Origin of the sequence: Arthrobacter sp. SDTb3-6, from assembly GCF_013376095.1 — a bacterium.
Lineage (GTDB): Bacteria > Actinomycetota > Actinomycetes > Actinomycetales > Micrococcaceae > Specibacter.
Genome location: NZ_JAAMFN010000015.1, coordinates 14,961 through 39,716 on the forward strand (window position 1 = coordinate 14,961; position 24,756 = coordinate 39,716).

General features: G+C 69.2%; 22 protein-coding genes and 1 tRNA gene. 14 read left to right on the forward strand and 9 right to left on the reverse strand.

Features of this window, described 5'->3' with window-relative positions:
- The first annotated feature begins 69 nt into the window (after positions 1–69).
- From G6035_RS09135 to G6035_RS09150, 4 genes are all read left to right on the forward strand, one after another.
- Entirely contained in the window at positions 70–1,008 is a 939-nt protein-coding gene (locus tag G6035_RS09135; RefSeq protein WP_176616777.1) for a metal ABC transporter solute-binding protein, Zn/Mn family, read from the forward strand.
- Positions 1,005–1,850, forward strand: coding sequence for a metal ABC transporter ATP-binding protein (locus G6035_RS09140; RefSeq protein ID WP_371130936.1), 846 nt, complete (start codon positions 1,005–1,007; stop codon positions 1,848–1,850). The genes G6035_RS09135 and G6035_RS09140 overlap by 4 nt, the downstream gene beginning before the upstream one ends.
- Positions 1,847–2,728: a metal ABC transporter permease gene (locus tag G6035_RS09145; protein WP_176616778.1), complete on the forward strand. Its 882-nt coding sequence runs from the start codon at positions 1,847–1,849 to the stop codon at positions 2,726–2,728. Before G6035_RS09140 ends, G6035_RS09145 begins: the two co-directional genes overlap by 4 nt.
- Before the next feature lie 76 nt (positions 2,729–2,804).
- Positions 2,805–4,226 carry a lipase maturation factor family protein gene (locus G6035_RS09150; protein ID WP_176616779.1) on the forward strand — a complete coding sequence of 474 codons (1,422 nt, stop codon included), beginning with the start codon at positions 2,805–2,807 and terminating at the stop codon, positions 4,224–4,226.
- 6 nt (positions 4,227–4,232) lie between these two features.
- On the opposite strand, the gene G6035_RS09155 is transcribed toward G6035_RS09150, so the two are convergent.
- Positions 4,233–4,670, reverse strand: a complete 438-nt coding sequence (locus tag G6035_RS09155) for a Fur family transcriptional regulator (protein WP_176616780.1) — start codon at positions 4,668–4,670, stop codon at positions 4,233–4,235.
- Between the two features lie 132 nt (positions 4,671–4,802).
- Between G6035_RS09155 and G6035_RS09160 the strand changes: the two genes are divergently transcribed.
- On the forward strand, positions 4,803–5,459 hold the full coding sequence (locus G6035_RS09160; RefSeq protein ID WP_176616781.1) for an MBL fold metallo-hydrolase: 657 nt from the start codon (positions 4,803–4,805) through the stop codon (positions 5,457–5,459).
- A 97-nt stretch (positions 5,460–5,556) separates the two neighbouring features.
- On the opposite strand, the gene G6035_RS09165 is transcribed toward G6035_RS09160, so the two are convergent.
- Positions 5,557–6,639 (reverse strand): PLP-dependent cysteine synthase family protein, encoded by a 1,083-nt coding sequence (locus G6035_RS09165; RefSeq protein ID WP_176616782.1) that lies wholly within the window; start codon positions 6,637–6,639, stop codon positions 5,557–5,559.
- An 87-nt stretch (positions 6,640–6,726) separates the two neighbouring features.
- Here G6035_RS09165 and G6035_RS09170 point away from each other — a divergent pair, with 87 nt between their 5' ends.
- The 5 genes from G6035_RS09170 to G6035_RS20575 all read left to right on the forward strand — a co-directional run bounded on the left by G6035_RS09170 (position 6,727) and on the right by G6035_RS20575 (position 10,950).
- Positions 6,727–7,572: a sulfurtransferase gene (locus tag G6035_RS09170; RefSeq protein ID WP_176616783.1), complete on the forward strand. Its 846-nt coding sequence runs from the start codon at positions 6,727–6,729 to the stop codon at positions 7,570–7,572.
- Entirely contained in the window at positions 7,569–8,618 is a 1,050-nt protein-coding gene (locus tag G6035_RS09175) for an NAD(P)-dependent alcohol dehydrogenase (protein WP_176616784.1), read from the forward strand. Before G6035_RS09170 ends, G6035_RS09175 begins: the two co-directional genes overlap by 4 nt.
- Positions 8,619–8,627: 9 nt before the next feature.
- Complete coding sequence (locus G6035_RS09180; RefSeq protein ID WP_176616785.1) at positions 8,628–9,056, forward strand: HIT family protein; 429 nt, start codon at positions 8,628–8,630, stop codon at positions 9,054–9,056.
- A gap of 10 nt (positions 9,057–9,066) precedes the next feature.
- Positions 9,067–9,828, forward strand: a complete 762-nt coding sequence (locus tag G6035_RS09185) for a uridine kinase (RefSeq protein ID WP_176616786.1) — start codon at positions 9,067–9,069, stop codon at positions 9,826–9,828.
- A gap of 234 nt (positions 9,829–10,062) precedes the next feature.
- On the forward strand, positions 10,063–10,950 hold the full coding sequence (locus tag G6035_RS20575; RefSeq protein ID WP_176616787.1) for a matrixin family metalloprotease: 888 nt from the start codon (positions 10,063–10,065) through the stop codon (positions 10,948–10,950).
- Positions 10,951–11,141: 191 nt separating this feature from the next.
- Here the strand turns inward: G6035_RS20575 and hrpA are convergent, their stop codons facing one another.
- Positions 11,142–15,104, reverse strand: a complete 3,963-nt coding sequence (hrpA, locus tag G6035_RS09195) for an ATP-dependent RNA helicase HrpA (protein WP_176616788.1) — start codon at positions 15,102–15,104, stop codon at positions 11,142–11,144.
- A gap of 212 nt (positions 15,105–15,316) precedes the next feature.
- Between hrpA and G6035_RS09200 the strand changes: the two genes are divergently transcribed.
- From G6035_RS09200 to G6035_RS09210, 3 genes are all read left to right on the forward strand, one after another.
- On the forward strand, positions 15,317–15,835 hold the full coding sequence (locus tag G6035_RS09200; RefSeq protein WP_176616789.1) for a GNAT family N-acetyltransferase: 519 nt from the start codon (positions 15,317–15,319) through the stop codon (positions 15,833–15,835).
- A gap of 391 nt (positions 15,836–16,226) precedes the next feature.
- Positions 16,227–18,161 carry an HNH endonuclease gene (locus G6035_RS20580; protein ID WP_176616790.1) on the forward strand — a complete coding sequence of 645 codons (1,935 nt, stop codon included), beginning with the start codon at positions 16,227–16,229 and terminating at the stop codon, positions 18,159–18,161.
- A gap of 107 nt (positions 18,162–18,268) precedes the next feature.
- Positions 18,269–18,811 (forward strand): sugar O-acetyltransferase, encoded by a 543-nt coding sequence (locus tag G6035_RS09210; protein WP_176616791.1) that lies wholly within the window; start codon positions 18,269–18,271, stop codon positions 18,809–18,811.
- Between the two features lie 80 nt (positions 18,812–18,891).
- Here the strand turns inward: G6035_RS09210 and G6035_RS09215 are convergent, their stop codons facing one another.
- From G6035_RS09215 to G6035_RS09230, 4 genes are all read right to left on the reverse strand, one after another.
- Positions 18,892–19,461, reverse strand: a complete 570-nt coding sequence (locus tag G6035_RS09215) for a cysteine hydrolase family protein (protein WP_176616792.1) — start codon at positions 19,459–19,461, stop codon at positions 18,892–18,894.
- A 60-nt stretch (positions 19,462–19,521) separates the two neighbouring features.
- On the reverse strand, positions 19,522–20,154 hold the full coding sequence (locus G6035_RS09220; protein ID WP_176616793.1) for a bifunctional 2-polyprenyl-6-hydroxyphenol methylase/3-demethylubiquinol 3-O-methyltransferase UbiG: 633 nt from the start codon (positions 20,152–20,154) through the stop codon (positions 19,522–19,524).
- A 67-nt stretch (positions 20,155–20,221) separates the two neighbouring features.
- Positions 20,222–20,674 (reverse strand): carboxymuconolactone decarboxylase family protein, encoded by a 453-nt coding sequence (locus tag G6035_RS09225; RefSeq protein ID WP_176616794.1) that lies wholly within the window; start codon positions 20,672–20,674, stop codon positions 20,222–20,224.
- A 227-nt stretch (positions 20,675–20,901) separates the two neighbouring features.
- A tRNA-Arg gene (locus tag G6035_RS09230) sits at positions 20,902–20,977 on the reverse strand.
- 199 nt (positions 20,978–21,176) lie between these two features.
- On the opposite strand from G6035_RS09230, the gene G6035_RS09235 reads away from it, so the two are divergent.
- A complete protein-coding gene (locus G6035_RS09235; RefSeq protein ID WP_176616795.1) occupies positions 21,177–22,439 on the forward strand; it encodes a CynX/NimT family MFS transporter in 1,263 nt (420 codons plus the stop codon).
- Positions 22,440–22,455: 16 nt separating this feature from the next.
- On the opposite strand, the gene G6035_RS09240 is transcribed toward G6035_RS09235, so the two are convergent.
- Together G6035_RS09240 and G6035_RS09245 are read right to left on the reverse strand one after the other, a co-directional pair.
- A complete protein-coding gene (locus G6035_RS09240) occupies positions 22,456–24,108 on the reverse strand; it encodes a thiamine pyrophosphate-binding protein (protein ID WP_371130937.1) in 1,653 nt (550 codons plus the stop codon).
- Between the two features lie 173 nt (positions 24,109–24,281).
- Positions 24,282–24,752 (reverse strand): Lrp/AsnC family transcriptional regulator, encoded by a 471-nt coding sequence (locus G6035_RS09245; RefSeq protein ID WP_176616797.1) that lies wholly within the window; start codon positions 24,750–24,752, stop codon positions 24,282–24,284.
- Between the last annotated feature and the right edge of the window lie 4 nt (positions 24,753–24,756).

Genomic DNA, 24,756 nt, shown 5'->3' on the forward strand with positions numbered 1-24,756 from the left:
CAATTAGGCTATGCTGTGGGAAGACTTATTGGTAATTATTCTCATTAGCTTTCCTTGGAGGACCTTCGCATGCACCTGCGCCGCACAGCACTGACCCTGGGACTGGCCGTGGCCGCCTCCCTGGCCCTGGGCGCCTGTGGCGGAGGTACCACGGCAGCCACAGGCACCCAGGGCTCCCAAGGCGGGGGCAGGATCGCCGTCGTGGCCTCCACCGACGTGTACGGGAGCATCGCCGAGGCGATCGGCGGCGACGACGTGGCGGTGCACTCAATCATCAACAGTGCCGCCGCGGACCCGCACTCCTACGAGGCCACCGCGCAGGACAAGCTGGCGGTCTCCAAGGCTGCCGTCGGGATTGAAAACGGCGGCGGTTACGACGACTTCTTCGGCCGGCTCGCCAGCGGCGTCCTGGACCCGGCCAAGGTGGTCAACGTCAGTGAGCTTTCCGGCCTGGACAAGGGTGCGGACTTCAACGAACACGTATGGTACTCGCTGCCCACCATGGCCAAGCTGGCCGATGAACTCGCCGAACGGTTCAGCTCGCTGGACACCGTCCGTGCCGCCACATTCAAGGCCAACGCCTCGGCCTTCAAGGGGCGGCTGGACGGGCTGGAGGGCAAGCTGGCGGCCTTGAAGTCGGCACACCCCGGCGCCACGGCCGCCATCACCGAACCGGTGCCGGTGTACCTGCTCCAGGCCGCCGGGCTGGCCAACAAGACCCCGGCAGCATTCAGCACGGCCATTGAAAACGGCTCCGACGTCCCCACCACGGTGCTGCGCGATACAGTGGCGCTCATGGCTTCCGGAACCGTGGACCTGCTGGCCTACAACGAACAAACGGAAGGCCCGCAGACCCTGGAAGTGAAAAAGGCGGCGCAGGCCGCCGGCGTCCCCGTGGTGGACTTCTCCGAGACACTGCCGGCCGGCGACTCCTACCTGGAGTGGATGGCCGCCAACACCGCGCACCTCACCGGGGCCCTGGACCATGCGAAGGCAACGGCCCCGTGAGTGCGCCCGGCCACGAGCTGCCGGCCGCCCTGCCGTCCGGGCGGCCCGCCGTCCGCCTGCGCGATGCCCGGCTGGCCTTCGGCGACCGGGTGCTGTGGGACGGCCTGGACCTGGACGTCGCCCCCGGTGAATTCCTGGCCGTGCTGGGCGCGAACGGCAGCGGCAAGACGAGCTTTCTGAAGGTCCTGCTGGGCCTTTCCCCCCTCAGCTCCGGGTCCCTGGCGGTCGACGGCGAACCCGCCCGCCGCGGCCACCGCGGCATTGGCTACGTCCCCCAGCAAAAGCACTTCGCACCGGACACTCCGCTGCGTGCCCGGGACCTGGTGGGCCTGGGCGTGGACGGACACCGGTGGGGGATCCGGTTGCGCGGGCGGGCCTACCGGCGCCGCGTGGACGAACTGTTGGGGCAGGTGGGGGCCACACCGTACGCCCGCGTCCCCGTGGGGCTGCTTTCCGGCGGCGAGCAGCAGCGGCTGCGCATCGCCCAGGCCCTGGCCCCCAATCCGAGGGTCCTGCTGTGCGACGAGCCGCTGCTCTCCCTGGACCTCAACCACCAAAAGGCCGTCAGCGCACTGGTGGGCCACCAGGCCAAGGCCAACGGGACCGCCGTCGTCTTTGTCACCCATGAGATCAACCCGATCCTGGAACACGTGGACCGGGTGCTGTATCTGGCCGGCGGCCGTTTCACCATCGGCACCCCGGAGCAGGTCATGACCACCAAAGTCCTCTCGACGCTGTATGGCACCCATGTCGAGGTGCTCCACAGCAACGGCCGGATTGTGGTGGTGGGCATGCCCGAGGCGGTCATTGACGGGCACATGCCGGAAGGGGGAGCGGCATGAGCTGGGCCGACTTCACCAACGCGGTGTTCAACTTCACCGACTATGCCGAACTCATCCCGTTGTTCCGGGACTCGCTGCTGGCCGGGGCCATCCTGGGCCTGGTGGGCGGGCTCATCGGCACCTTCGTCATGATGCGCGACCTCGCCTTTGCCGTCCACGGCATCGCCGAGCTGTCCTTTGCCGGGGCCGCCTTCGCGCTGCTGGTCGGTGCCGACGTCATCGCCGGCTCGCTGGTGGGTTCCGTGCTGGCCGCACTGCTGCTGGGCGCCATGGGCGTGCGCGCGCGGGGCAGGAACTCCGTGATCGGGGTCATCATGCCGTTCGGGCTGGGGCTGGGCATCTTGTTCCTGTCCCTGTACCAGGGCCGGGCGGCCAACAAGTTCGGCCTGCTGACCGGGCAGATCGTCTCGGTGGACTCCACCCAGCTCTCCGCCCTGGCCGTCACGGCGCTGGTGGTCATCGCCGGGCTGGTGGTCATCTGGCGGCCCCTGACCTTTGCCAGCGCGGATCCGGACATTGCCGCCGCCCGGGGGGTCCCGGTGCGCACCCTGTCGGTGGCCTTCATGTTCCTGCTGGGCATCTCGGTGGCGCTGTCCATCCAGGTGGTGGGCGCGCTGCTGGTGCTGGCCCTGCTCATCACGCCGGCCGCCGCGGCGCTGCAGGTGACGGCGGCGCCGCGCATGGTGGTGCTGCTCAGCGTTGCCTTTGCCATCGTTGCCACGGTGGGGGGAATCCTGCTGGCGCTGGGCGGACGGATTCCGATTTCGCCCTACGTGACCACATTGTCGTTCGTGATCTACCTGGTGTGCCGCGTGGCCGGGGCGGTGCGCAGGCGCCGGGGCTGGACGGCACGGGCCACGCTCCCGGCGCGCGCCTAGAGGCCCCGCCGCCGCGCTGCGGAAGTGGCGCCACGGGACGCTGGTCCGGCCCGGGGCCAGGGGCTAGCGTGGGGGCATGGACTGGAATGTTCCGGCCGCGGGCTGGACCGGCTGGTTGGACTCCGCGGACTACGGGCTGGCGCGGTTTGTGCTCCAGCGCGGCATTGCGGCCATTTTCGTCATTGCCTTTGTTTCCGGCGCACTCCAGTTCCCGGCGTTGCTGGGCGAACACGGGTTGCTACCCGTCCCGCGCTACCTCTCACGCGTGGTGCGCACGCCCGGGCCCACACTGTTCCGGTGGCGGTATTCGGACCGGCTGCTGCGCGCCGTGGCCTGGACCGGGGCCGTGCTGGGACTGTGCGTGGTGGCCGGGCTGCCGCAGCGCGGGCCCGCCTGGGTGCCGATGCTGGTGTTTGCGGCGATGTGGCTGCTGTATATGTCGATCGTCAACGTGGGCCAGGTCTTTTACGGCTTTGGCTGGGAAATCCTGCTCCTGGAGGCCGGCTTCCTGGCCGCGTTTCTCGGCTCGGAGCAGACCGCGACGCCGGCCGTCACCTTGTTTGCCTTCCGCTGGCTCGTGTTCCGGCTGGAGTTTGGCGCGGGCCTGATCAAGATGCGCGGCGACCCCGTCTGGCGGGACCTGACGGCCCTGTACTACCACCACGAGACCCAGCCCATGCCGAACCCGCTGAGCTGGTGGTTCCACCACCTGCCCAAGCCGCTGCACCGGGCCGAGGTGCTGGGAAACCACTTCGCCCAGCTGGTGGTGCCGTTCTTTGTGTTTGCCCCGCAGCCCGTGGCCACGGTGGCCGCCGCGGTCATCATTGCCACCCAGTGCTGGCTGGTCCTCTCCGGCAACTTCGCCTGGCTCAACGTCATCACGATTGTGGCCGCCTTCTCGGCCGTCGCCACGCCGGCCACGGCGCAGGGCGGGCCGGGAATGCCCGCCTGGTTCGCCGTCGTCGTGCTCGCCATGGGGCTCCTGATGCTGGTGCTCAGCTGGCAGCCGCTGCGGAACCTGTTCTCCCGGAACCAGGTGATGAACGGCAGCTTCAACCGGTGGCGGCTGGCCAATGCCTACGGCGCGTTCGGCTCCATCACCCGCCAGCGGTATGAGGTGGTGGTGGAGGGCACGGCCGGGGACCCGGTGGCCGGGCCGTGGCAGGAGTACGGGTTCCGGGGCAAGCCGGGGGAGCCGGGGCGGATGCCGCGGCAGTTCGCGCCCTACCACCTGCGGCTCGACTGGCTGATGTGGTTCCTGGCACTGGGATCGCCCGGGCTGAACTGGTTTGTGCCGTTCCTGAACAAGCTGCTCGACGCCGACCCCGCCACCTTGAAGCTCCTGCGCCGTGACCCGTTTGGCGGGCAGCGGCCGGCCTGGGTGCGGGCCCGCGTGTTCAGCTACCGCTACAGCACCTGGCGGGAGTGGCGCGGCACCGGCGACTGGTGGGTGCGTGAGCCGCTCGGGGACTTTGTGCCGCCCATGGCCCGCGGCTAGGAAGGGTCAGCCCGCGGCACACTCCGGGCACAGCCCGTAAATCTCCACGGTGTGCTGGACCTGGGTGAAGCCGTTTTCCCTGGCAATCCGGGCGGCCCAGCTTTCCACGGCCGGGGCTTCCACCTCAACGGTCTTCCCGCAGTTGCGGCACAGCAGGTGGTGGTGGTGGCTGGTGGCCGAGCAACGCCGGTAGACGGCCTCGCCCTCGCCGTTGCGCAGGGTGTCGACCAGGCCTTCCTCGGCCATGGACGCCAGGATCCGGTACGTGGTGGCCAGCGAGACCCGGACGTCCTTGTCCGCCAGCAGGCGGTGCAGTTCCTGGGTGCTGACAAAGTCGTCCAGGCCGTCCAGGGCGGCGCTGATGGCCAGGCGCTGCTTGGTGACACGCTGTTCCTTGACCGGCGTTTCAGGGACAGGCGCCCCGGAATCAGGCCCTCCAGACATGCGTACAACCTGCTTTCACGTGGCTTCATTCCAATTAACCAGCCTAGCGCACGGGCCAACTGCGGGCGGTGGCGGGAAGTACGGATCACGCCGTGCCTGCCGCGGGGGCCCGGGCGGGCATAGGCTGGCACCATGTTGCTGACCAAATACTCCCACGCCTGTGTCCGGATCGAAAAGGAAGACGGGGCGCTCGTGATTGATCCCGGCACCCTCTCCGAAACCGGCGAGGTGCTGGCCGGTGCGGACGCCATCCTCATCACGCACGAACACGCCGACCACTTCGACCAGGAGGCCGTGCTGGCCGCGCTCGCAGCCACACCTTCCCTGCCCGTCCACGCCCCGGCCGTGGTGGCCGATGCCCTGCGCGCCGCCGCCCCGGGGACTGCCGGGCAGGTCCACACCACCGCGGCGGGCGGCACCTTCACCACCGCCGGCTTCTCCGTCCGCTGCCTGGGCGGCCAGCACGCCCTGATCCACCCGTCCATCCCCGTGGTCGCCAATGTGGGCTACCTGGTGGACGACGCCGTCTACCACCCGGGCGATTCCCTGATTGTTCCCCCGGGCGTCCAGGTCCAAACGCTGCTGGTGCCCGTCCACGCCCCGTGGTCGAAGGTCGCCGAGGTGGTGGACTTTGTCGTGTCCGTGCGGGCGCCCAAGGCCTTCCAGATCCACGACGCCCTGCTCAACGAGTCGGGGCTGGCCTTCACGGAGTCGCACATTGCCCGGTTGGGCGCGCAGCACGGGACCGATTTCCGGCACCTGGCAGCCGGCGACTCCGTGGAGGTCTAGGCTGCCTGCCTGCCTGCGTGGCGGCGTGCCATAGTGTCCGGGGCAGGTGAAATTTTACCCGCCCTCGCCAGCATGGCACGCCGCCGGCCGCGCCTTGTTAGCCCGTCCACACCCCGGTCTCGAAAAAGCGCTGGAGCGAGGCCAGGTGCGGCCCCGGGTCGAGGCCCTTGCCGGCCAGCCACGCCGGGTTGTTGTAGCTGCCCGTGTACCGTTCGCCGCCGTCGCACATGAGTGTGACAATGCTGCCCTGCTCCCCGGCGGCCACAATCCCGGCCACCAGCTGCCACACGCCCCACAGGTTGGTGCCGGTGGAGGGGCCCGCATGGAGCCCGGCAAGGTCGCCGAAATGCTGCATGGCTGCCACCGAGGCGGCGTCGGGGACTTCAAACATGGCGTCGATGACGCCGGGCACGAAGCTTGGCTCCACGCGCGGGCGGCCGATCCCTTCGATGCGGGAGGACCTGCCCGTCACCACGGACAGCTCGCCGGACTGCCACGCCGGGTAAAACGCCGAACCCTCCGGGTCCACCACGGCCAGCTGCGTGGCATGCCCGTGGTAGCGGATGTACCGGCCGATCGTGGCCGAGGTGCCGCCCGTGCCCGCCCCGACCGCCACCCACTGCGGCTCCGGGAAGCGTTCGTGGGAGAGCTGGCTGAAAATCGACTCGGCAATGTTGTTGTTGCCGCGCCAGTCCGTGGCCCGCTCGGCATAGGTGAACTGGTCCATGTAGTGGCCGCCGCATGCCGCGGCCACCTCCGCGGCCGCCGAATAGACCTGGTCCGCCTGGTCCACAAAGTGGCAGCGCCCGCCAAAGCTTTCGATCAAGGCGATCTTTTCCGGGCTGGTGCCCCGCGTCATGACCGCCGTGAAATCCAGCCCGAGCAGCTGCGCAAAGTAGGCCTCGGACACCGCCGTGCTGCCGGAGCTGGCCTCCACCACCGTGGTGCCCTCATGGATCCAGCCGTTGACCAGCGCGAACAAAAACAGGGAGCGGGCCAGGCGGTGCTTGAGGCTGCCCGTGCGGTGGCAGGATTCGTCCTTCACATACAGGTCCACGCCCCACCCCGGCGGCAGCTCGACCTTGTACAGGTGCGTATCCGCGCTGCGGTTGTTTTCCGCCTGCACCTTTGCCATCGCCTGGTGCGTCCAGGACCATTGCTCCGCTTGCCGTGTTGTCATCCAGCCAGCTTAACGTGCACGCGGTTCGGTGGTTTGCGCCCGGCCCGGGGCTAGATTTGAGGTAAAACCACCACAAAGGAGCTGCACATGACCGTCTTGATGGACGTTGCCGAACTTCAGGAACGCCGGGCGGCCGGCCTGCGGACCGTCCTGCTCGACGTCCGCTGGGCGCTGGGCGACCCGGACGGCCGCGCGCACTATGCGGCCGGCCACATCCCCGGTGCCGTCTTCGTGGACCTGGAAACCGAGCTGGCCGGGCACGGGGAGCCGCGCGACGGCCGCCACCCCCTGCCCGCCGAGCCCGACTTCGCCGAAACCGTCCGCCGCTGGGGCCTCCGCACCGGGGACACCGTGGTGGCCTACGACGACGCCGGGGCAGCCGCCGCTGCCCGCGCCTGGTGGCTCCTGGGTTACGCAGGCATCGACAATGTCCACCTGCTCGACGGCGGGCTGGCGGCCTGGCGCGCCGCCCGCCTTCCGCTCGCCCAGGGCGAGGAGACGGCGGAGCCGGGGGACGCCGTCGTACATTACGGGGCAAGGGCCACGGTGGACACGGAAGGGGCCGCCCGGTGGCCGGGCATCCTCCTGGACGCCCGGGCGGGGGAGCGGTACCGGGGCGAGACGGAGCCGGTCGACCCGCGGGCCGGGCACATTCCGGGGGCAGTCAGCGCACCCACGGCCGGAAACCTGGCGCAGGATGCCACGTTCCTGCCGGCGGAGGAACTGCGGGCGAGGTTTGCGGCGCTGGGCGTGCGGGAGGGTTCGGAGGTGGCCGTGTATTGCGGTTCCGGAGTGACGGCGGCCCACGAAATTGCGGCCCTGGAAATTGCCGGGTTCCCTGCTGCCCTGTATCCCGGGTCGTGGTCGGCGTGGTCCAACCGCCCGGAACGGCCCGTGGAGACCGGTGCCGGTGGCGATAGGGTTGAACCATGACGCAAGCAAAAGCATACGCAGCAACGTCCGCCACCTCCGGACTGAACCCCAGCACCATTGAGCGCCGGGAGCCGGGGGCGCACGACGTGGAAATCGCCATCGACTTTTGCGGGCTGTGCCACTCCGACGTGCACACCGTCCGCTCCGAATGGCGGCCGGCCCGCTACCCGCTGGTCCCGGGCCACGAAATCGTCGGCAGGGTCACGCGGGTGGGCGCCGACGTGGTGGGCTTTGCCGTGGGGGACCTGGCGGGCGTGGGCTGCATGGTGGACTCCTGCCGCGAATGCGACTCGTGCCTTGAAGGCTTTGAGCAGTACTGCGAAAAAGGCAACACCGGCACCTACGGCGTGGTGGACCGCCGCAACGGCGGCGGCGTGACGCAGGGCGGCTACTCGTCGTCGATCGTGGTGGATGAGAACTACGTGCTGAACGTGCCCGCCGGGCTGGACCCGGCCGGCGTCGCGCCCCTGCTGTGCGCCGGCATCACCACCTACTCCCCGCTGCGCTACCTGGACGTGCAGGACGGCGACGCGGTCGGCGTGGTGGGCCTCGGCGGGCTGGGGCACATGGCCGTCAAGATCGCCAAGGCGCTCGGGGCCTCGGTCACTGTCTTCACCACCTCACCGGGCAAGGCAGCCGCGGCGTTTGAGCTCGGTGCCGACACCGTGGTGGTGTCCTCCGATCCGGCACAGATGGCCGCTGCGAAGGGAACGCTGAACGCGATCATCGACACCGTGGCGGCCGTCCACGACCTCAACCCGTACCTGCAGACCCTGGCGCGCGACGGCGCCCTCATCCAGCTGGGGCTGCCGCCGGCACAAATGCCGCCCGTGGATCCGGGCCTGCTGATCCGCAAGCGCCTGGCCTACGGCGGTTCCCTGATCGGCGGGATTGCCGAAACCCAGGAAATGCTGGACTTCTGCGCCGAACACGGGATTGTTTCCGACATTGAAATGGTTGCCGCACCGGAGCTGGACGCCGCCTACGACCGCATGGTGGCCGGGGACGTCAAGTACCGCTTTGTCCTGGACAACTCGACCCTTTAGGAGCATTTCTTGAGCACGCTGTTTACGAAAATCATCAACGGCGACATCCCCGGGAGGTTCGTCTGGAAGGACGAGACCTGCGTGTCCTTCCTGACGATCGGGCCCCTGACGGACGGCCACGTCCTGGTGGTGCCGCGCGAGGAAGTCGACAAGTGGACCGACGCGTCGCCGGAACTGGTGGGGCACCTGATGGGCGTTTCCCAGACCATCGGGCAGGCGCAGCTTGCGGCGTTTGGTGCACCGCGGGCCGGGCTGATTGTTGCCGGCTTTGAGGTGGAGCACCTGCACGTGCACGTCTTCCCCGCCTACGGGCTGGACAATTTCAACTTCAAGGCAGTGGACAACAACCCGGACCCTGCCGTCCTTGAGGCCAATGCTGAAAAGCTCCGCGGTGCGCTGCGCGACGCCGGGCACGGGCAGTTCGTCCCCGAGGACTGACGCGCACGCCGTGGCGGGGCCCAGCAGGGAGGCCGTGACGGGCGTGGCGTCGATGTGCCAGGCCGGCGCCGCAGCCCTGGCCGGCGCCCTGGCACTCGAGACCCCGCGCAGTGATGGCGGCTGGACCCTGGTGGCCATCGACGGGGTGGACGGGAGCGGGAAAACGACCTTCGCCGCGGCCTATGCCACCGCCCTGGAGGTGCTTGGGCGCCCGGTGGTTGTCATCCACGCTGACGACTTCCTCAACCTCCGGGCCGTGCGCCACCGCCGAGGGCGTGATTCGCCGGAAGGCTTCTGGCTCGACACCTACGACTACGCGGCCTTGGAACGGGACGTCCTGGCGCCGTTCGGGCCTCGGGGCGACGGCTTGTACCGCAGCGCAGCAACGGACCGCCGCCTGGACCTGGCCCTTGATCCGCCCCGGCTGCAGGCCCGCCCGGGCACTGTGTGCATTGTCGAGGGCATGTTCCTGCATCGAAGGGAACTTGCCGGCCGATGGGACTACTCCGTGTTTCTGGACGTGCCGTTCGCCGAGACGGCCCGCCGGATGGCGCTTCGCGACGGCACGCCGGCTGATCCCGGCCACCCCGGCATGCGCCGCTACGTCGGGGGCCAGAGGCTGTATTTTGCCGAGGCAGCCCCATGGCTGCGAGCCGACCGTGTGGTGGACAATACCGATCCGGCGGAGCCGTTGGTGACGCCGCAGGCGGCCGGGCACCTGCGAGGGCGGCACATCCGGGGAATCGCCGGTGCTGCTGCCCGCCTGGGCTAGGATTTCGTCAATACACTTCGTCGCAGGGGGCCGCACGGTGGACATGGCTGGACTTGGCGGCAGGCGCAACCTTCACGGCGGGAAGGCCCGGTGAGGCCGGGGGAACCGGATCCCGTCAAGGGCCTGCGCCGGTCCCCGTCCGGGAGGGTGCCGCAATGGGTGCCGGATGAGGAAGCAGCCCGGCCCGCCGCCCGGTCCGGGCTCCCTGCGGCTGGCCGCCCCGCGTCCGGCCCGGTGCGAAAGAAGCCACGGCGGCACCATGGCAGGTTCCGGCGCATCCTGCCCGCAGCATGTTCCGTCCTGGCCCTGGCCATGATTGTCAGCTATTACGCTTTTCCGGGCCTCGTGGGCCAGGCCACGGCAGCGATTGCCGGGGAACAGTTCCACGCCCCGCAGTCCGGCGTCGGCCCCGCTTCGAGCTGGACTGCCGGCTACCCGCCGCGGGGCGTCGAGGCCCACAAGGCGCCGCTGGGCAGGCCCGCAGCGGTGGCGCAGACGAGCGAATCGTATGCCTTCATCGGCGGGGATTCCCGCAGCGGCCTCATTGCCTACGATCCCTGCCGCCCAATCCATTTCGTAACCCGCCCCGACAACGCCCCTGAGGGCGGTCGTGAACTCATCACCCGTGCCGTCGCGGCCGCATCGCAGGCGACCGGGCTGGTGTTCATTGACGACGGCGGCACCACGGAGGGCTATTCCACGAACCGGGGCCCATATCAGCCCGGGCGCTACGGCAAACGCTGGGCACCCGTGTTGTTTGTGTGGGCGACGGCGGCGGAGCAGCCCAAGTTTGTTCAAGTACCGGTTCCCGGCGAGACCAACGTGGCCGGATTGGGTGGCAGCCAGGCAATCGTGGGCGACACGGGAAGCGAAGTCTTCGTCACCGGCACCGTCCAGCTTAACGCGGGGGCCCTGGGCGAGACGATGTCACGCCCAGGCGGCCCGGCCCTGGTGCAGGCCGTGATCGAACACGAGATCGGCCATGTGCTGGGGCTGGGCCATGTGAAGGACCCCTCGCAGCTGATGTACGACCGTGCCCGGCCGGGCGTCACCACGTATGCCGCCGGGGACCTCACCGGCCTGGCCAGGCTCGGCCAGGGAAAGTGCTTCCCCAACCATTGACGCGACGGACCCAAAAATGCGGAAGCCCTGGGGAAAGTTGCCCCGGTTGCAACCGGGCGTTGGGGAAAGTTGCCCCGGTTGCAACCGGGCGTTGGGGAATGTTGCCCCGGTTGCAACCGGGCGTTGGGGAATGTTGCCCCGGTTGCAACCGGGCGTTGGGGAATGTTGCCCCGGTTGCAACCGGGCGTTGGTTATTCGGCCAAGGCCTTCGACAGTGCCACGCGGACCCGCTTTTCCGAGACCGAATACGCCGTGCCCAGCTCCACGGCGAACAGGCTGACGCGCAGTTCCTCCAACATCCAGCGCACGTGCTCCAGCCCAGCCGTTGACCGCTGGCCGGGCAGCAGGGCGGCCACGGCGTCGTCGTACTCGTCTTCCAGCCGCTGCACGGCGGCCATCGACTGACCGTCCCGGGCCACATTCGAGGGCAGCTTCTCCAGCCGGCGCTCAATCGCGGCCAGGTAGCGCGGCAGCTGGCTGAGCTGGGCGAAGCCGGTCTTGGCCACAAAACCGGGATAGACCAGCAGTTCCAGCTGCTGCCTGATGTCGTTGAGGGCACTGATCAGCGGCAGGCTGTTGCTGGCCCGCAGCGCCTTGTCGATCCGCAGCTTCGACGCCAGCACGCGTTCGACGACGGCCGTCACCGTGAACACCGTGTCAATGAGCTCGGCCCGGACCGTTTCATACAGGGCATCAAACGCGTTCCGGTCCCAGGGCAGGGCCGCGGGTGTGAGCTTGTCGATGGTGGCCAGCGTGCAGTCGGCGATCAGCTCCGCCACCGAGCCGTGCGGGTTTTGGCTGAACGTGAGCTTTTCGGTGTTGCTCAGGTGCTCGAGCACGTACCGGTCGGGGGAGGGCACCCGCAGGGCGAGGAGCCTGATGACGCCGCCACGCATGGCGGATTCCTGCGCATCACGGCGCTGGAACACGCGCAGTCCGGCCGTGGCGCCCTCGTCCACCAGGGCCGGGTAACCCGTCACGGTGTGCCCGGAGACCAGCCGCTTCACCTCGCGCGGCAGCGTGCCCACGCTCCACTCGGTGAGCCCGGTGCGCTCGGCAATGCCCTCTGGTCCGCGGGTGTCACCGGTCGAGCTTGTCGAGACACCTGGTCTCGACGGGTCCGGTCCCCGGGTGCCGCCCGACCCCCGGGGCGTGACGGTCTTCGGCGTGGCCCCGAGTTGTTCGGCAATGGCCCGGCGCGTGGCGCCGGCCAGTCGTGACTGCAGCGCCGGGAGGTCCTGGCCATCTTCGAGGATGCGGCCGTTCTTGTCCACCACGGAGAACGTCATGCGCAGGTGGGAGGGCACGGCGTCCCAGTTCCACGACCCCGGCGGGATGATGTGCCCCTTGATCCTGCGCAGGGCCAGTTCCAGCGACGGCTCCAGCGCGTCCACGGCAGGGTCGAAGTCGGCGGCCAGGGCCGCGGCCGCCTGCCGTCCCACGTCCGGGGCGGGGATGAAGTTCTTGCGCACGGCCTTGGGCAGCGACTTGATCAGCGCCGTCACCAGCTCCGCGCGCAGCCCGGGGATCTGCCACCGGAACGGGGCCTCGTGCAGCTGGTTCAAAAACAACAGCGGCACCTGCACGGTCACGCCGTCGGACGGGTTGGGTGCGGAACCCGGCGCGGTCGGGTGGAACTCGTAGGAGAGCGGCAGCTCAAACTCGCCCTCGGTCCAGGTCTTCGGGAACGCGGCCCCGTCGAGCTCGGGCTCCTCGGCCATGACCACGTGCGCGTCGAAGTCCAGCAGCGAAGGGTTCTTGTGCCGGGCGTCCTTCCACCACTTGTCAAAGTGCCGCTCGGAGACCACGCCGGGCCCCACCCGCTCGTCGTAAAACTCAAAGAGTGCCTCGTCGTCCACGCGCAGGTCGCGGCGCCGCATGCGGGTTTCCAGCTCCTCCACTTCGGCGAGCAGGGCCTGGTTGCGGTGGAAGAACTTGTGGTTGGTGTGCCAGTCTCCCTCCACCAGGGCGTGCCGGATGAACAGCTCCCGGCTCAATTCCGGGTCGATACGTCCGTAGTGGACGCGGCGGTCGGGCACGATCGGCACGCCGTACAGGGTGACCTTCTCATGTGCCATGACCGAGCCCATCTTCTTGGACCAGTGCGGCTCGGAGTAGCTGCGCTTCACCAGGTCCGGGGCCACCTCCTCGGCCCACAGGGGATCGAACTTGGCGGCCACGCGGGCCCACAGCCGCGACGTTTCCACGAGTTCGGCGGCCATGACCCAGTCCGGCGACTTCTTGAACAGCGCCGAGCCCGGGAACACCATGAACTTGGTCCCGCGCGCGCCGGCATACTCGCGCTTGCGCGCATCATAGAGGCCGATGTGGCTGAGCAGCCCCGTCAGCAGGGACATGTGGATGGCGTCGTGGTTGGCCACCGGGTCAATGCCGCTGCCGGAGACCTTGATGCCCAGCGGCTTGCCCATCTGCTTGAGCTGGGTGAACAAATCCTGCCATTCACGCACGCGCAGGTAGTTGATGAACTCGGCCTTGCACAACCTGCGGAACGCACTGGAGGACAGCTCCGCCTGCTTCTCCTTGATGTAGCGCCACAGGTTCAAAAAGCCCGTGAAATCGGAATTCGCATCCACAAAGCGCTTGTGCTTTTCGGCGGCGAGCTGCTGCTTGTTTGTGCCGTCCCCCTGGGGGCGCTCACGCGGGTCCTGGATGGTCAGCGCGGCTGCGAGCACCATGACCTCCGCGGCCACGCCGCGTTTCGCGGCTTCCACGATCATCCGTCCCAGCCGCGGATCCACCGGAAGCTGGGAGAGCTGGCGTCCGACGCCGGTGATCCCGCCTTGGGCGTTCACCGCGCCCAGCTCGCGCAGCAGGGTCACGCCGTCGGTGATGGCCCGGGAGTCCGGTGGCTGCACAAACGGGAACTTCTCCACGTCCCTGGGTCCCTTTGCCACGCCCATGGCAGCCATCTGGAGGATGACGGCGGCCAGGTTGGTGCGCAGGATCTCGGGGTCCGTGAACTCGCTGCGGGCGTCGAAATCCTCCTCCGAGTACAGCCGGATGCAGATGCCGTCGGACACGCGGCCGCAGCGGCCCGAACGTTGGTTCGCACTTGCCTGGGACACGCGCTCGATGGGCAGGCGCTGCACCTTGGTCCGATGCGAATACCGGGAGATGCGGGCCGTGCCGGGGTCAATCACATACTTGATGCCCGGCACCGTCAGCGACGTCTCGGCCACATTGGTCGCCAGGACAATGCGCCGGCGCGTGCCCGGGGTGAACACGGCGTGCTGCTCGGCCAGCGACAGCCGGGCAAACAGGGGCAGGATCTCGGCGTCGCGCAGCCGCGGGTTGGTCTTGATGCGGCCCCGCAGGGCCTCGGCCGCGTCGCGGATTTCGCGCTCGCCGGAGAAGAAGATCAGGATGTCCCCGGGTGCTTCGCGGGAGAGCTCCTCCACGGCGTCGCCCACGGCATCGAGCGGGTCCCGGTCCTCCTCACGGTTGCCGCCGTCTTCCCGGTTCCCGCCGTGTCGGTTCCGGTCCGCGCCCGCGCCAAGTTCGTCGTCGTCCTCCCCCTTGGCGGGGCCGGAGAGCGGGCGGTAGCGGATTTCCACGGGGAAGGTGCGTCCGGAGACCTCCATGATGGGCGCCGGGCCCCCGGGGGAGGCGAAGTGCTCGGCGAAGCGTTCCGGGTCGATCGTGGCCGAGGTGATGATGACCTTCAAGTCCGGGCGCTGGGGCAGGATCTGGCGAAGGTAGCCGAGGATGAAGTCGATGTTCAGGGAACGCTCGTGGGCCTCGTCGATGATGAGGACGGAGTATTTGCGCAGCAGTTTGTCGCGCTGGATTTCCGCCAGCAGGATGCCGTCGGTCATCAACTTGATCTTGGTCTGCGGGCCCACGTGGCCGGTGAAGCGGACCTGGAAGCCCACTTCCTCGCCGATCTTGACGTCGAGTTCGCTGGCGATGCGCTCGGCCACGGTGCGGGCGGCGAGGCGGCGCGGCTGCGTGTGCCCGATCAGGCCCTTCTCCGCCAGCCCCAGCTCCACGCACATTTTCGGGATCTGGGTGGTCTTTCCGGAGCCCGTCTCGCCGGCGATGATGGTGACCTGGTTGGCGGCGATGGCGGCCATGAGGTCCTCGCGGCGTTCCGAGACGGGAAGCGCGGCGGGGTAGGTGATGGTGAAAGTCATGGTGCCACCCAGTTTATGCCGATATTGGCGCGGTGGGCTTCGGGGTGCTTTGGTGCCAAAGCAGGCCGGCGGGCGGTGAACTGCCCCAGGCTGCGCAGGCGCCTGCCGCCACGGTGGGCCCCGGGGCCCTCACCAGGGCACCTCCTGCTTGGCGGGCGTGGCCGGGGCTCTGGCCTGCGCCGCAGCCGGGGTGGGCGTGAGAGGCTGGGGGAATGGCCCAGGAAAACAAATTCCCCCGCTCGACGGCGCTGGCGAACCTTGCGCCCGCCGGCCGGAGCTTCGTGCTGCGGCGGGCGCAGGAGTCCGACGTCGGCCCGATCGTCGGGCTGTTGGCCGCGGACCAGCTGCGGGCGGCCGTTGACTCCGCCGCACCCGAACGCCGGGGCCCCTATTTGGCCGCGTTCCACGCCATCGATGCCGACCCCGCCCATTTGCTGTGCGTGGTGGACGACGACGCCGGCACTGTGGTTGCCACCATGCAGCTGTCCCTTCTGCCGGGCCTGGCCCGCGGCGGCTCCGCCCGCCTGCAGATTGAGGCGGTCCGGGTTGCCGGCCGGCTGCGCGGCAACGGACTGGGCTCAGCCATGATCGGGTGGGCCGTTGCCGAAGGGCGCCGCCGCGGGGCCGTCCTGGTCCAGTTGACGTCGGATCTTTCCCGGACGGACGCCCACCGCTTTTATGAGCGGCTGGGCTTCGTCCACTCCCACGCCGGATTCAAGCTGGTCCTTTAGCCGTTGCGCCGTTCCGCCGCCGGGTTGCTGCTGCCGGGCTCGGGCGTGCCTGGGCCGCCGGGCCGGGGCCGGGGGTGCTTTTGCGAGGGTTCCGCTGCCCGGCTGCTGCGCGCCGGGCCACTCATGAATTGCTGCGGGTCCTGCCACGCGGGGTGGAAAAATACTGCTGCCTGTTCCCTCCACAGGGGGTGCCCGGCCGATGGTTGTTGACATTTCGGGTTGCTCCCCGTTCCTGCCCGGGCAGTCCATTTTAGGCTTGAGGCAGCAGGGAAGTTGGTGGTTTTCGAACACGGTTTCCATATCTTGGGGGCCGCTGGGGGACCCGGGTGCACAGGCAGAGGGGGTGGAGGCGGTGGCGGTGCCGGAATGGAATGCCACGGTCAGTGCCGGCGTGTCTGCAGGCACTGTGCCCGAGGTGGCGGGCCCGGACCCACTCGGACGATTGGTCGCCACCGTGGCAGGTGCAGCAACGGGCCCTGACGGCTTGCCGTCCGCTCCTGCTGCCGGCGGGGCCATGGGTCCCATGGACGCGGCCGATCCTGCTTCATTGGTGGTCGAAGCCGCCACGGCCCTGGCCGGCGTGTGTGGCGGATTCTTTGACCCTGCGGTGTTGGCCCAGCTGGATGCAGCCTTGGCCCTTGAACTGGCCGCCCAGGCCCGTGACCGGGCCGTGGAAGCCGGTGAGCTGTTGGATGCGGGCGTGCGGGAGGGGCGGGCCGCGGCGTTCCTGGAGCGGCTGGCGTGCCGCGCCGCAGCATGCAGGGCCGCCGCGACCCGGGCCGGGAAGCTTGCCGGGGAGGCCGCCTCGGTCGTTGCTGCGTTCGGTGGTTCCGTGGGTGCCGGGGGATACGACCCGGACGTCGTGGACCGGGTTTCCGGCGCGGTCCTGGTGAATGTCATAACCGGGCTGGAAGAAGCCAAAAATGCCTTGACAGCGGTGCAGATGCAGGCCGAGGTGCTCTTCACGGCCCAGCAGCGCCTGGTCCAGGCCCGCACAGGGGTGCCGAAAGCCAAGCTCGGCCGGGACGTGGGGGTGCAGGTCGGGCTCGCCCGGCATGAATCCGCCCACCGCGGGCGCCAGCTGGCCGAGCTTGCCGCCGTCGTGGTGCGCGAGCTCCCACACACCATGGACGCCGTCACGGCCGGGATCATCGGGGAGGACCGGGCGAGGATAGTGGCATCCGAGACGGTATTCCTCTCTGCCGAACACCGCGCCGACGTCGACGCGCTGATCTGCGCAGACCAGGAGAAACTGGCAGGCATGGGCTCCCGGCAAATCGCCACTGCGGCCAGGGCCGAGGCCTACCGGCTCGAGCCCGAAGTTTTCGCCCAGCGCCGGGAGAAAGCGGTTGCGGACCGCTACGTGTCCCTGCGCCCGGCTGCGGATGGGATGACTCTGCTCAGCGCCCTGATCCCACTGAAGCACGGGGTCACTGTCATCAACGCCCTCACCCAGGTAGCCGACGCGGCCAAGGCCGCAGGCGACGGCCGGGGCCGCGGACAGCTCATGGCCGACGCCCTCATCCACCGCCTGACGCGGCACGTGCCGTGTGACGAGGGCCAGGGCGGTGTGGGCGACCATCGCGGCCCAACACCGGAAAATGCCGGGTCGCGGCATGGCAGTGTACTGGAACCGGGTGCGCTGGGACCGGGTGCACTGGGACCGGGTGTACTGGGTGGCGTGGCGGCACCTCCGCACACCCCGGGCTTGTGCACCACCGTCACCGAACCGGACATCATGATTGAGCTCGTCATGACCGACCGGTCCCTCTTTGACGGTGCGGGCGACCCCGCCATCATCACCGGCCACGGACCGATCCCCGCGCCCGAAGCCGGCACCATGGTGCTGGGGACGGCGTCGGGGAAATCCGGCTTCTCGCCCAAACTGTGGCTGCGCCGTCTTTTCACCCATCCTGAGAGCGGAGCCCTGCTCAGTATGGACTCCCGGGCCCGCTTCTTTCCCGAGGGAATGAAGGAGTTCCTGCGCCTGCAGTACCAGCGCTGCGCCAGCCCTTACTGCGATGCACCGATTCGCAACTACGACCACATCAAGTCCTGGGCCGCAGGCGGCACCACCAGCATTCCCAACGGACAAGGCCTCTGCGCCGCCTGCAACCAGGCCAAGGAAGCCCCCGGCTGGACCGTAGCGCCCACCATCGGACCGCCGGCCGGCGAGGGACCACTGCCCGGTAAAGCCCCGCCCGGCTCAGCCCCGCCCGGTACGACCACCACCACGCCCACGGGGCACAGCTACACGGCCGTCGCGCCAGCCCTGCCGGGCACCAGCCGCCGCAAACGGCGCAGAAGGCGCAGAAGGCGAAGCTGAAACCGCCGCGGCAGGTGCCCACGGGCCGTACGCACCGGATACGGCAGGACTTTCAGCCAGGGTGTGTCCTTGTACTGGTTCGTGCGCGATGGGAGGAGGATTGTGGCATGTCCGCCGACCGCACCATGCGCATCCACAGCCCCGAATTCAAGTCAATGGCGGAGAGGGTCCTGCAGGTCACCGCGCTCACGTCGAGGCTGAATGCCCTGCCCTTTGGTGACGAAGCGGGCAAGGCTGCACTGCTCGGGCAGATCCTGGGCCGGCCGCTGCCGTCAGGGGTGACGGTCTATCCGCCGTTCTACACGGACCACGGGCTCAATCTGCACCTCGCCGAACGGGTCTTCATCAACCAGGGCTGCACTTTCCTGGACTATGCGGGCATCCGGCTCGGCGAGGGCGTGATGATCGGCCCCAAGGCCACGCTGATCACCAGCGGCCATCCGGTCAATCCGGCAGAACGCAGGCTGTACCTCACCGGCGCCCCCATCGACGTGGCGGAAAACGTGTGGATCGGTGCGGGTGCAACGATCCTGCCCGGTGTCAGCATTGGACGCGATGCCGTCATCGCCGCCGGATCGGTTGTGGCCGACGACGTGCCGGCGGCGAGCCTGGTGACCGGACCAAAGGCCGGGGTGCGACGGCGCTGGTGACGGCTGCCATGGCTGCCCAAGCCCGCCAAGCCGGGGCAGCGCGGCCAGGGGACGATGGCCTGGCCGGGCAGGGGCCGGCGTCAGTTGCCGGCAGGGGCGAGGAGTGCCAGGATCGCGCGGGTGCTGCCGGTCTCCCCGAGCCTCGGAAAGATCCGGGTGAGGCTGTTGTTGTGCGCATCGGCACTCATGTCCGTCATGGCGTCGACCGCCAGTGTGACATTGAGGCCGAGCTCGTGGGCCTGGCGTGCGGTGGATTCGACGCCGATGCTGGTGGCCACGCCGGCCACGACCACCTGGGTGACACCCAGGCCGGCGAGGTGTTCGGCCAGCCCCGTGTTGGTAAAGGACCCCCACGTCCGCTTGACCACCACATGGTCCCCGGGCTGATGGTTCAGCCCGGCCACCAGCTCCGTGGCGTTGTCCGAGTGTGTTCCGGTCGCAGCCCGGGGCGGCTGCTCATTGCGGCCCGGGGCGCGGCCGTCCACGCGGACCAGGACCACGGGCAGTCCGCGGCTGCGGAATCCGGCAGCCAGGTCTGCAGCGTTTTGCACCACGGGGTCCATTGGATGCGCCGTGGGAAGGGCGGCCACTGAATTTTGCAGGTCGACAACAATGAGTGCGGTCCGTGGATCGAGGGTGGTTACTGCCATGAGATGCTCCTCTGAGGGGCGGATGGGGGACGGCGAAGTTGCTCGGAGATGGACGCGAGGCTACACGTCCGCGCGGCGGCTGGCGCGCACCACCTCGTCGTGGACCGCGACGGGCCCGCCGCCGTGGCCCTCGGATTGGCGCGGGCGGGACTCTGCCACCAGGACCTGCCACAACCCCGGATCCAGTGCCGACACCACCTCGCCGGCGTCGAAAAGCACTTCCGCCCGGTGCGGGCGGCGCGCGCCGGAATCCATGTCCGACGGTGCGTGCCCCACCACCAGCAGCGTGCCACCCGGCGCGACGGCGGCAGCCAGCCGGGCAAACAGGGGCCCGCGATCCGCGCGGGGCAGCTGCATGAACTGGGCAGACACGAGGTCGAAGGCCCCCTCAGGGGGAGTCCACGCGAGCAGGTCCAGCTGCCGCCACGCGAGCGAGCCGGGCAGTTCCAGCCCGGCCGCGTGCCCGGCAGCCCGTTCCAACGCAACACTGGAAATGTCGACGCCGGTCACCTGCCACCCGCGCCCGGCCAGCCAGACGGCATCGGCGCCCTCCCCGCAGCCCACGTCCAGCGCAGTCCCGGCTGGCAGTGCAGACACCTCGGCAACCAGCTGCGGGTTCGGGTTCCCGCTCCAAATGTGCCCGTGGCTGCCGTACCGGTCATTCCAGTACGCCTCGTCAAATTGCCGAATCAAAGGCTTCTCCTCAAGCTAGCGCGGTGCCCTAAATAACCCGGTGCCCTAAATAACCCGGTGCCCTGGGTCAGGGAAGCTCGGGCAACGCCTGGTGGGTGCTGACGGCCAGCCGGTTCCAGACGTTGATGGCGGAGATTGCCATCAGCAGCTCCGTGACCTCGGCGTCGGTGAAGGCGGCCTTGACGCCCGCCCAGATGGCGTCGGAAACCCCGCCCTTGCTGATCAATGTCACGGCTTCGGTCAGTGCCAGCGCGGCCTGTTCGCGGTCCGAGTACAGGCCCGGGGCCTCGTGCCAGCCTGCGAGCACGTCCAGGCGGCGGTTGTCGACGCCTGCGGCCCGGGCCTCACGGCCATGCATGTCCAGGCAGAACGCGCAGCTGTTGAGCTGTGAGGCACGGATCTTGACCAGCGCCAGCAGGTCCTCGCCGAGGGTGCCGGAGTGGATGTACTTTTCCATGGCGTACATGGGCTGGTAGGCCTTGGGATCGATTTCGTTGATGTTCAATCGCTGCGTGGACATGTACCCTGCTTCCTTCGTGACTGCTGTCTCATCTGGTTTCGGCACTTGGGGCCGTCCTTCCCAGCTTCCACCCCGCCCCGGGGTTCCGCAAGCCGGGCAGGAAGGCACTGGCACGGTTGGCCACGCCCGGTTCTCCAGCCTCGGGCCCGCCGCTGCCGTCCCAGCGACGGCAACAAAAAATCCGGGGCCCGCACGCGGCTGTTTGGCTGCGTGCGGACCCCGGACGGTGGTGCCCTCGATAGGATTCGAACCTACGACCTGTTGCTCCGGAGGCAACCGCTCTATCCCCTGAGCTACGAGGGCGCGGCAACCGTGGCTGCCGAAGGGAACGAGAAAGAGCTTAGCAGGTGCCGGGCGCTGAATCGAACGCCGTGCCCGCGCGCCGTCCGCCGCCTCCATGGCGGCCGCCTGTCGACGGCCCGGGGCGGGTCCCGCGTCCAGCCACTGGAACCGCCTGCGCCGCCGCCGGCCGGGCCGGTAACATTGGGGCAATGGTGAATACATGGTGAGGAATGTCCCGCGTTCCCTGTGGTTGTTTGCGGCGGGCATCATCCTTACCGCGTTGACGCTGCGCGGGGCCGTGACGGTGGTCCCGCCCCTGATTTCCACCATCACGCACGACCTCCCGATGGGCACCGCCACGATCGGCGTCCTGGGCCTGCTCCCCACGGCGGCGTTTGGCCTCTTCGGCTTCCTCACCCCGTACGTGATCCGCTGGGCGTCGCAGGAACGGCTCATCGTGCTCTCGATCGTTGCCGGAATCGTCGGCCAGATCGCGCGGGTCTTTGCCCCCAACACCTTCCTGTTCCTGGGTTTTTCCGTCGTCGCCTTCGGCGGCCTCGGCGCCGGCAACGTCCTCCTGCCGCCCCTGGTGAAGAAGCACTTCCCCGGCAGGGTCGGCTTGATGACGGCCCTCTACGTGACCTCCATTTCACTCGGCACCGCCCTTCCCGCCCAGATCTCGGTGCCCCTGGCCGACGCCGCCGGTTGGCAGTTTTCCCTCTCCTCCTGGGCCGTGGTCAGCATGATCGCCGTGGTCCCCTGGCTGCTGGCCGCGATTCCCACCCGCACGACGCCGGCACCCGGCACGGCGCCCGGCCCACCGGGCGCCGTGGCACCGCCGGCAGCGGTGCGGTTGGCGGTCCCTACGCGCCCCTCACCTGACGCGGCCGGCCCGAGGATGAAGCTGTCGCGTTCGCCCACAGCCTGGGGGCTGACGTTCATGTTCGGCTGCACCTCGCTGAACACGTATGCGCTGTTCGCCTGGCTGCCGGAAATCCTGACGGAGGCCGGTCTGGACCGAGGCCACGCCGGTTCCATGCTCGCGTTGTTTGCCGCGCTCGGCCTGCCCATGAGCCTGGGCATACCGCTGGTCGCCGCCCGGATGCGCAACCCGTTCCCGCTGGTGCTGGCCATGCTGGGCTGCTTCGTGGCCGGCTACCTGGGGCTGCTGCTCGCCCCGGCGAACGGCACCTGGCTGTGGGTGTCGCTGGCGGGGCTGGGCCCGGGCACGTTCCCGCTGGCGCTGCTGCTGATCAACCACCGCACCCGCACACAGCACGGCGCCGGCGCGCTGTCCGGTTTCGGCCAGGGCATGGGCTACGGGCTGGCCTGTGTGGGCCCGCTCTTCTTCGGGCTGCTGAGGCAGTGGACCGGCTCCTGGACGGGGCCCTTCGTGTTCCTCTTCGCCACACTGGTCCTCCTGGGCGCCGGCGCCTTCATCATTTGCCGGCCCAGGATGCTGGAGGACGACTTCGCCAGGTGACTGCCGGCCCTGCCCCTCAGCCGGCCCGGGCGGCGAGGATGGGCGCCATGCTTTCGCGCATGTAGTCGGCCACGACGCTTTGGGAGACGGCCACGTCCAGGACGAACAGGCCGCGGGCGCCGGCGTCGAGCCACTCCCGGAGACGGCCGATGTCCGCCAGGGAGCGCATCTTGGTGCCGTGGGCGCCGAAGGCCCCGGCCAGCGCGGCGAAGTCCACTTCCTCGATCTGCATGGCGGTGTCGTCCAGGCCGCGCACCGCATACTGGTGCAGTTCGGCGCCGTAGGCCGCGTCGTTGAACACCACCATGACACCGCTGGCAATGGTCCGCACGGCCGTGTCGAGGTCGGCCAGGCCCATGAGCGCGCCCCCGTCCCCCGAGACCAGGACGGTAAGCCGCTCCGGGCGGGCGGCTGCCGCGCCGACGGCGGACGGCAGTCCCAGCCCGATGGTTTGGAACGCCGTGCCCACCATCATCAATGCCTGCGGGTCCGGGACCGCGCAGTACATGGGCGCCCAGCCGATGAAGTGCCCGCCGTCCTGGACGATCGTACGCTCCTCTGGCAGCACGGCGTCGAGCAGCGTGGCCACCGCCCGGGGGTTGAGCCGGCCGTCCGGGGCGAATTCCCCGGCGGGCGGTTCGGCGAACAGGGAGCGGTCGGCCACCTCCGGGAAGCCGTCCCGCCAGCCGTGCCCGGACAGCCGGGGCAGGGCATCCAGCAGCGCGGCGGCCAATGCGGCCGCGTCCGCGTGGACAAACTCGGTGGCAGCGGGGGCGGCTGCTTCGGGGCGGTCGTCGACCTGGATGACGGTGGCGCCGTCGGCGAACAAGGTGCCGTAGCGGGTCTGGAAGGTGTTCAGGCCCGCCCCGACCACCAGCACCACGTCGGCGCGGCGCATGATGTCGGCCGCCGGAACGCCGGCAAAGCCGCCGGCGATGCCCAGGTCCCAGGGGGAGCCGAAGAGGTTGCGGGCCATGGCGGATGTTGCAAAGAATGCCCCCAAACCGTCGCCCAGGCGGCGCAGGGCCCGGCCGGCCGCGGCCTCCACGGCGCCGCGTCCGCCGATGATCAGGGGCCTTTCGGCGCCGGACAGCTGCCGGGCAATCCGGTGCGTGGCGGCACCGTCCACGGCAGGGGGAACCCGCTGTTCCACCGGGGCGGGCGCCTGCTGGGGGCCGGCGTCGAGCGCCGCGATGTCATAGGGGATGGCCAGCACCACGGGGCGGCTGTCGCGGACGGCCAGCGCCCAGGCCCGTTCGGTGGCCGACGCGGCGGTTTCGCAGGTCACCGCCAGCGTTTCAACGCCGAGCCCGGCGGCCACCATGTCCTGGTTGACGTCCCACGGCCGCGCGCCCCCGGCGGGGACGCCGCCGGCAACCAGCACCAGGGGAATGCGGGCCTTGGCGGCCTCGGCCAGCGGGGTCAGTGCGTTGGTGAAGCCGGCCCCGTACGTGACGGACGCGACGGCCACCCTGCCCGAGGCGCGGTAGTAGGCGTCGGCCATGGCAACCGTGCCGGCCTCGTGGCGGGCGCTGATGTAGCGCATCCCGCGGCGGGTGACATTGCTGGTGAAAAAGGCGTTGCCGTTGCCCATGAGCCCAAATACGGTGTCGGCATGCCGGGCGCAAACATCGGCAACAAGGTCGGATACGGTGGGCTGCTCGGTCACTGGAGGCTCAAATCTACTCGGGCGGGCCGCGTGGCACGCACAACGGATGTGGTGCACCCAACAGTGGAACGCCCCGGCCCGGCACGCAAGCGTCGGCGAAACCACCAGCCAGCCTGTACAGATTGGGGTATCGATCGCCTGGTAAACCATACAATTTGTATAGCCTCGGCGGGTCAGGACTCCGCGGCCGCCTTCAACAGGGGCAGGTGCCGGTTTTCAATGTGGCTCTCCAGCGCAATCACGCTTGAGGTGCGGGCGACGCCTGGTGCCTGCGACAACGCATCCAGCACGCGCTGCAGGTCAGTGGTGGAGCGGCCCACGATCTTCACCAGCAGGTCGCTGGGACCGGACACCGTGTGCATCTCGAGGATTTCCGGAATCTGGCCGATGGCGTCAAAGACCACGCCGTGGCCCATGCCCTGGGCGATTTCGATGGAGCAAAACGCAATGATGGGAAAGCCGAAGGCCGCCGGGCTGAGGCGCGGAACAATCCCGGTGATGACACCGCCGGAGTGCAGCCGGTCCAGGCGGCCCTGCACCGTGGCCCGGGCCACCTTGAGCCGCCGCGAGCATTCAAGCACGCCGATCCCGGGCTCGTCCGTGAACATCTCGATGATGGCGGCATCCAGCCGGTCGACTTTCATGCCT